The organism is Candidatus Binatia bacterium (assembly GCA_029243485.1).
In the GTDB taxonomy this organism is placed as follows: domain Bacteria; phylum Desulfobacterota; class Binatia; order UBA12015; family UBA12015; genus VGTG01.
In genome coordinates, this window is sequence record JAQWRY010000078.1 from 1 (window position 1) to 7,138 (window position 7,138).

A 7,138-nucleotide genomic window follows, 5' to 3' on the forward strand; every position below is an offset into this window, starting at 1 on the left:
AGGCGGATCACTTCGCGCTTCTCCGCCGCTCTCAATCGCTCGTACCGTCGTCCGAGCCGGAGCCCAAGAGACTTTTTTGAGCAACCGCACTTCGAGCACCGTCTCGGCCAGAGCGTGCTTCAAGCGGTCGTTCTCGTCCTGCAGTCCCTTTACCTCGGGGGCGCTCGCCTCGCGTTTCGTGTCGCCCAGCAGCAGCTTCTTTCCCCAGCTCGGCAAAACAGCGGCGTTTGAGATCGTGGCCCCGCCGCCCTTCGATGCGGAGTTCCCGTCAGACCCCTCCCCGGCGACGCGATTTGAGCTCTGCCGCACTACGAAGGCGCGCGTGACCCTGCGCCCCTCCTGCCGCCGCAACGAGAGCCCGCTGCACCCGGGAGGTCTTGTCGCCTGCGCCAAGAAGTCGGGCGCCGTCGTCCTCGGCGGGCTTGCCTGCCCGTTGGGAGAGACGACGATCGACTTGGCAGATCTGCGCGGAGCGGGCCCCGAAACGATCGGGATCGGTCCCTTGGTCGGGTTGTTTCCCTCGCTGGTCGATCTCGCCGCCGACTATCCCCAGGGCCCCGGCGTCTGAGCCCGACTCGATCCATGAAGGAGGAACCAATGCTTCGCACATGCATACAGAGAACACTCGGCATCTTGGTCATCCTGGCTGTCGCCGCGACGGCGCAGGCCGCTCGTGACGTGAACGTGGTGGTCGGTGAGATGCCGGTAGGCGAGACCAATGGAGCGCGCATCGCGGGTGCCCGGGTGTGTCTCGGGCTGTCTTCCGGCTCGAGCGCCGAGGGCTACGCGGTGACCGACGTGATGGGCGTCGCGCGCTTCGAGAACGTCCCCCGCGGCAGCCGTACGTACTACCTCTCGGTTGTCGCGAACGGCCGTACCGGCGCCGTCCGCACCTTCCAGGTCCAGGAGGACTACTCCGGCGGCATGGCTCCGCAGCGCGTGAACGTGACCCTGCCTGGCAATGGGGCGACCTGCACGCCGCCCGATGGCCAAGAAGACCCCGGAGAGCCTGCCGAGCCGGGTGAGGACCCAAACGACCCGGCGGATGGACGGCCCGAGGCGCCTCGCCTCCAGTTCCCGCGAGACGGCGCGACGAAGAACCGTCCGAACGTGACGTTCATGTGGCGACACCCGTTCCAGGACGAAGCGATGGATCCGGCTTTCGATCGCGAGGAGCACCACTTCCGTGTCTGCGTCGCGCGGCCGGGAGAGCCCTGCAATCAAGGCGACAGCGAGCAGTGCTCGTTCGCGACGGTACCCACGATCTACGCGGTCGGGAGCCGGGCGGGCTACTGGGGCGGCAATGGCCTCGTTGTGCCGGTGCTTCTGCGGGGGCAGCCGGTGGAGTGGTCCGTCGGGGCCTGCAACGCACACGGCTGCCGCTGGAGTGAGCGCCGCAGCCTGACCGTCAGCGGCCCACTCAACTTGTCCGCCAACAGCACCCAGCGCCTCTATGCGTGCCGGGAGTGCCGGCGAGGCGCGATGGTCGGACGTTCGTGGAACCGAGGGCGCTGTGCGCAGCGCATCCCGCGCGCGGACTGGATCGACCAGTCCGGCACCGGCGGAAGCGGCACGCCGCCGTCCAATGATCCCGAGGGCGCGATCGCCGCGTTCAATGAGATCGCCTCCATCTTCCACCATCCGCGCTGCACGAACTGCCACGTCGACGGGCGCACTCCACGACAGGGCGATTCGCGGATCGCGCACGAAGCCGACAGACGCAACATACGACCGACGCGCGGCGACAGGTGCACGGACTGTCACTCCTCGAACCCGACGCGCCGAGGATACGAGAACGCGCCGGTTCCACCGACTGGGCCGCAGAGTTGGCACCTCGCTCCGGTCTCGATGACCTTCGAAGACCCGAGTGTCATGGGAGGCCTGAAGTTGCCCGGTGACCTCTGTCGCTCCATCAAGGCAGCGGCGGGGAGTCCACAGGCCGTCGTCGCGCATGTGACCGGCGACAATCTCGTCCAGTGGGCCTTCGCACCGGGCGGCGGTCTGGTGCCCGCCCACTCGGCTGGACACGGCTACTTCACGGACAAGCTCGCCCAGTGGGCACGCAAGGGGGGTGCATGCCCTCCGTGATCTCCGCGCGCTCGGGATCTCTGATTCCGAGAAGAAACGGGGGCGCCGTCATGGCGGCGCCTACTATGATGCTGAGCGACGCAAGGCTCGCTTCCGGGGCCTTCTCGGAGCCGCCTTCGCCATCGTGCGGATAGCCGACAGGAAGAGCCCTTTTGACGAAATAACGGGGGGCTCGTTCTGGTACATGGAGCCCGTTTCGGCCCGAGTTGGTGGCAGTTTACGGACAGAAAGCGGACAGTCCGCCCGCCGAGCAGCCCCGTGGTTCGAACGGATGAACCTTGCCGCGACTCATATATGGATGAGGGACGTTCCATAGCCTATTCTCCCGTCCCCACCCGTAGAGCCTGACCAACACCGGCGCACGGAGGTCCGTGATTTGCGTGGTGAGGGGTCCCGTGAGTCAGCGCTGCCGCGCCGGGTTCCGCGATTGGAGACCATGAACTCCCATGCAATCGGCCGGAATGGCCCACTTGACTTTAGGAGCGATTCGCATCCACAACGGGCGAGCGACGTAGAGGATCGCCGCGCGGCTGTGAGATCGCGGTCCAACACATGAGCCCCCAACGAAATAACTCCGAGTTTTAGTCGTCCTGCTTTTGGGTCCAAGAAGGGGTCCACACTATGAGCCGATTTCGTATTCTCCCGATGGTCGCTCTGCTTCTTACTACGAGACTCGAGAGCGTGATTCGGCCCGTCGGAAACGCCATACGGCAAGCGATGTGGGGCCAGCGGGCGGAGCGCCGTTCGCGGGTGCGCGGCGTTGGCAGAACCCAGCCACCCGCGAACAGAGCCGGGCTCCCGCGCACCCGGAAACACCAAGCGCCGGGCGCTTGCCGTGGAAACCGGAGGCTCAGACGCTCAGCCAGTAGCCGCCGCTGGCGCTCAGGATATCGCCCGTCACGAACGAGCATCCAGGATCGAGTCGCATTCGGAGACCGCAGAATCGTCCAGGAGGCCGGCCCGAGTCCCCGGTCCTGGCCAAAGGTGCTCGCGCTCGGCTGCTGCGCCCTTGTCGCTACCGCCGGCGCTGCCGTGGCGAGCGATCCCTTGCCGGATTGGCCGGCGCAGACCTGCGCGATGACGCGGATCAAGCTCATCGCCAAAGTGATCAAGCTGCAAACGAACTGCCTGGCCAAGGCCCACAAGAAAGCCAAGGAGGTCGACCCCGACTGCATCGCGCGCGCGGACGCGAAGCTCGATCTACTGTGGGCCAAGAACGACCAGAGGTCCGAATGCACCTCCGAAGTCGACGGTCTCCTGCAAAACGTCCACGACCTGATCGACGAGCTCCGGATCACCCTCACCGACAACGCCGTCCTCGGGCTCGATCCCGAGCCCCTCAACGGCGACGACCCGCGGCGGCTCGTGTTCGCAGTGCCGCTCTGCAACTCCGTGCGCGAGGACTTCATGACCGATCTGGAGTGGCGGGAGCACTGGATCTCGACCGGCTGCTTCCCCAACTTCCTCGCGGATGTCGAGGAAGATGAGGCCGTGCACCTCGAGGATCTCCTCCAAACGCCTACGCTCGATGGGCAGCCGTCGGTGCTCGGGGAGTACTGCGACGACCTCGCCGACTACCGGGGCTACTTCCCGGCGGCGTGGCCGGCGACCTTCGACGTCTGGGCGAGCGCGGCGGGCACCGATCCGGCGAACCGGTTCGAGAGGGCCGCCGGCAACTACGTCCTGCCGCAGGGCTCGGTCGTTGCCAACGGGTGGGACGATCTGGTCGATGGGACGCTGGACATCCTGATGTTCTCGACCGTCGACGGGTCACCGGTCTCCTGGGGATCCTTTGCCGGCACCGGCACCGCCCCCGACGGCACCGAAGCCAACCACTGCGATTCCTGGACCAACTTCACCGAAGGGGCTCAGACCACCTTCGGAAACCCCGTCGAGCTGTGGAACGGCTGGTGGACGCAAGAGGAGCCCGATCTGCCTTGCAATTTGATCCCGTGGCTTCGAGAAAACTTCCCGCCCAGCGACCTGGTCGTGTACTGCTTCCAGCAGACCGGTCCGGATCCGAACCTGCGCCGGGAAGACGACGACTGAGGGCGGAGGGGACGACGACCGACCTTCGCCACGGTCCCGGCGGCGCCGGCCCGCGGCGCCACGAGTGGAGTTGGGCGGGTCGGTCTCCGAGGAGACCGATCGACAGAATCGGGGGACCGTGGGGCCCGACCTGAGCCTTTCGGATCACCTTGAGGTCTCCGTCGCTGGAGACCTGGCTCACTTCGAGCAGGAGGAGCGGCCTCTTCCCGCGGTGGCCACGCCGGCCCTACAGCAAGGTCGGCACATCGGGCGCCTGATCCGTGACGAGCTGCGCGGACGTCCGCGCAGGGCCTTCGCTTATCCGGACAAGGTCCAGATGGCGACCATTGGCCGCCGCCGCGCGGTGATGGAGAGTGGCAACATCCGGTCGCCGGTTTCACCGCGTGGGTTCTGTGGCTCTAGGTCCACATCTACTACTTGAGCGGATTTCGGAATCGACTGTTGGTGTTGTTTCAGTGGGGGTGGTCGTACTTGACGTTCTATCGAGGCGCGCGATTGATCATCGAGAAGCGCTGGCGATCCTACTCCGACGTCGCCCCTTGAGACGGGCGTTTCTGGTGCACGGAGTCCCGCGCCGAACACCGGCATGCGCTCAGTCCCTCTTTTCGTCCTCGTCCTCCTCGCTCCATGCGGATAGCCGACATGAAGCCCCTTTTTGGCTCCCATCCGACCTAACGGCGCCTTATCGGACGTATGCGTGCGCCTCGTTCTGCCTCATGGACGGCAGGGGCCGGAGGCCGTGGGCGAGCAAGTTCGGATCGCATTCGAGGAGCAGGAGCGACCCACGCGAACATCGATCGCGAAGCGACTCGGAATGGGAGACCGCACATTTCAGAGGCGGCTCCACGATGAAGGAACGACCTTTCGAGCGGTCGTCGAGCAGGAGAGAGGGAGCGTAGCTCTGTCGATGCTGCGAGAGCCCGGATGTCGCGTGGTCGACGTCGCGTTCGCCGTCGGTTTCGACGACGCGACGGGCTTCACGAAGGCGTTCCAGCGTTGGACCGGAGAGAGCCCGTCCACCTACCGGGCGTGGTTCACGAAGCGCGACGAGCTGCCGGAGGCACCTCGCGCCGGTGTCTACATTGACGATGTGTTCGTTCCCAGTCCGGCATCTGAAGCGGGTATTGAGGCCGGAGATGTTCTTGTGGCGGTAGGGGGTCGCGAATTGCTCTCGGTGTCCGACTTCCAGCGAGAACTCTATCTCGCCGGCGTTGGCCGTGAGGTTTCCCTCTCGATCCATCGTGGTGGAAACGCCATGACAAAGAGAGCCAAAATCGAGCAGCGCCCCAAGGATCTTCTTCCCTGAATAGCGCATCCGGTGCACTGGCGCGCAGCCCGGGCTCGACGAGTTCTTTAGGAGTCTGCTGTTTCTCCAGATCTTGGCGACCGACCGCTCGGGAGCTATCCTGCGTTTCACGGGGTATTCTAGAAATCAGGAGGAGTGATGGATCCACACCGAATCTCGACAGCACAGCAACTTCGCGAAGTCGTGGGTGAAGAGTTGCCGCTGACGGCGGCGAAGGTATTTCCCGAACTCGAAGAGACTGCCGAGGCGTTCATCCGAGCTTCGCCATTTTTGATTCTCTCGACCGCCGACGCAAAGGGCAATATCGATGTTTCTCCCAAGGGGGATCCTCCCGGGTTCGTTCGCATCGAGAATTCGAAAACGCTTCTGATTCCAGATCGTACGGGGAACAAGATGGCTCTCGGCCATCTCAACGTACTGGAGAATCCGAAGGTTGGACTCATCTTCCTTCTGCCGGGGACCCCGGAGACTTTGCGGCTCAGTGGGGTGGCCGAACTCAGCCGCGACCCGTCTCTGCTGGCGAGTATGGAGGTTCGTGGGAAGCCGGCGGTGCTGGCGATTCGCGTGCACGTCGAAGAAGTGTTCTTCCATTGCCCGAAGGCCTTCATGCGCTCCAAGCTTTGGGATTCTGCGTCGTGGGGAGAGCGCCGGCGTATCTCGATGGGCAAGATCCTTGCCCGGCGGTTGGATAAGGATACCAAGTTTGCGCAAGCGATCGACGACTTCACGGAGCAGTCCCGGCAAGAACTAGCGAAGCGCATCTAGGTTTGTTGGTGTCGCGGATAGCCGACATGAAGCCCCTTTTTGGCTCCCATCCGACCTAACGGCGCCTTACCGGACGTATGCGTGCGCCTCTTTCTGCCTCATGGACGGTTGTCGAAGGTCCAACAGGACCTAAGGAGCTTCGCCGGCATCGGCAAAAGCGATTCCAAGCCAATCGCCATCAATTTCCGTAAAGACGTTAACCCGCCAGGTTGGGGCATAGGCCACACCGTCCACCGCGATCGTCCCGCGATACGAAACCGTCAACGTGGATCCAGCCTGCGTCGTTGTGAAATCCGAAAGCGCAAAGTCGCCAAAGGTTTCGGCATCAATCGTCGCAAGGACTGCTTCGCGAGAACTGGGGCCCGTAGAAATCACAGACTGGAAACTGCTCGCAAACTTCGCTGCCAGCACCGCGCTATCCCCAAGGTCCAGACCTTCGTAATACTCGACCACCAGACGCTCGCCCAACTCCTGAATATCCGGATTTTCGCCACTCGACGAACCACAACCCGTCGGCAAGATAAACATGCCCGCCATCAAGATAGTCGCCATCGCCAAAGTCATCAGTGTTTTCATTGCCCTGATATGCCAGACCGTCAACCCCATAGAAAGTCGATCTGACGGCAGGAAACAGGGAGGCCCTGTTTCTCTCGACGGCCCTTTCTTCATCAAACAGAACCCGGCAACCGGTAGCCTGCCACCCTGCTTCCCACCCAGCTTCCCGCCCGCAGCAGAGCCGTTGGCGCTCGTGGTCCGATGCGATAAGACGTCAGGTATTGTTTCACGCTGACCTGTTCGGGTTCAGAGACGGTTGGACCAAATAGGTCGATGAAATAAGAGACACTCCCGGCCCAAACGGAAGGAGAATCCGATGGGAAAGGGACAAAGCGCGGAGAAGGTCGTCCGCGACATTCAGCGCAAGACACGACG

7 protein-coding genes are annotated in these 7,138 nt (G+C 63.7%); 5 read left to right on the top strand and 2 right to left on the bottom strand.

Features of this window, described 5'->3' with window-relative positions; all coding sequences use genetic code 11:
* Positions 1-216: hypothetical protein (locus P8R42_23105; GenBank protein ID MDG2307486.1), on the bottom strand; the 216-nt coding region annotated here is incomplete at its 3' end.
* Between the two features lie 106 nt (positions 217-322).
* Between P8R42_23105 and P8R42_23110 the strand changes: the two genes are divergently transcribed.
* The 5 genes from P8R42_23110 to P8R42_23130 all read left to right on the top strand — a co-directional run bounded on the left by P8R42_23110 (position 323) and on the right by P8R42_23130 (position 6,208).
* The gene (locus P8R42_23110) at positions 323-568 is read left to right on the top strand and encodes a hypothetical protein (GenBank protein MDG2307487.1); all 246 of its coding nucleotides are present in this window, start codon (positions 323-325) and stop codon (positions 566-568) included.
* A 29-nt stretch (positions 569-597) separates the two neighbouring features.
* Positions 598-2,088 carry a hypothetical protein gene (locus P8R42_23115; GenBank protein ID MDG2307488.1) on the top strand — a complete coding sequence of 497 codons (1,491 nt, stop codon included), beginning with the start codon at positions 598-600 and terminating at the stop codon, positions 2,086-2,088.
* 1,032 nt (positions 2,089-3,120) lie between these two features.
* Positions 3,121-4,137, top strand: a complete 1,017-nt coding sequence (locus tag P8R42_23120; protein MDG2307489.1) for a hypothetical protein — start codon at positions 3,121-3,123, stop codon at positions 4,135-4,137.
* A 739-nt stretch (positions 4,138-4,876) separates the two neighbouring features.
* Complete coding sequence (locus P8R42_23125; protein MDG2307490.1) at positions 4,877-5,443, top strand: helix-turn-helix domain-containing protein; 567 nt, start codon at positions 4,877-4,879, stop codon at positions 5,441-5,443.
* 138 nt (positions 5,444-5,581) lie between these two features.
* Positions 5,582-6,208 (top strand): pyridoxamine 5'-phosphate oxidase family protein, encoded by a 627-nt coding sequence (locus P8R42_23130; GenBank protein ID MDG2307491.1) that lies wholly within the window; start codon positions 5,582-5,584, stop codon positions 6,206-6,208.
* A 129-nt stretch (positions 6,209-6,337) separates the two neighbouring features.
* Here P8R42_23130 and P8R42_23135 read toward each other — a convergent pair whose 3' ends face one another.
* Positions 6,338-6,784 (bottom strand): nuclear transport factor 2 family protein, encoded by a 447-nt coding sequence (locus P8R42_23135; GenBank protein ID MDG2307492.1) that lies wholly within the window; start codon positions 6,782-6,784, stop codon positions 6,338-6,340.
* Positions 6,785-7,138 lie beyond the last annotated feature (354 nt).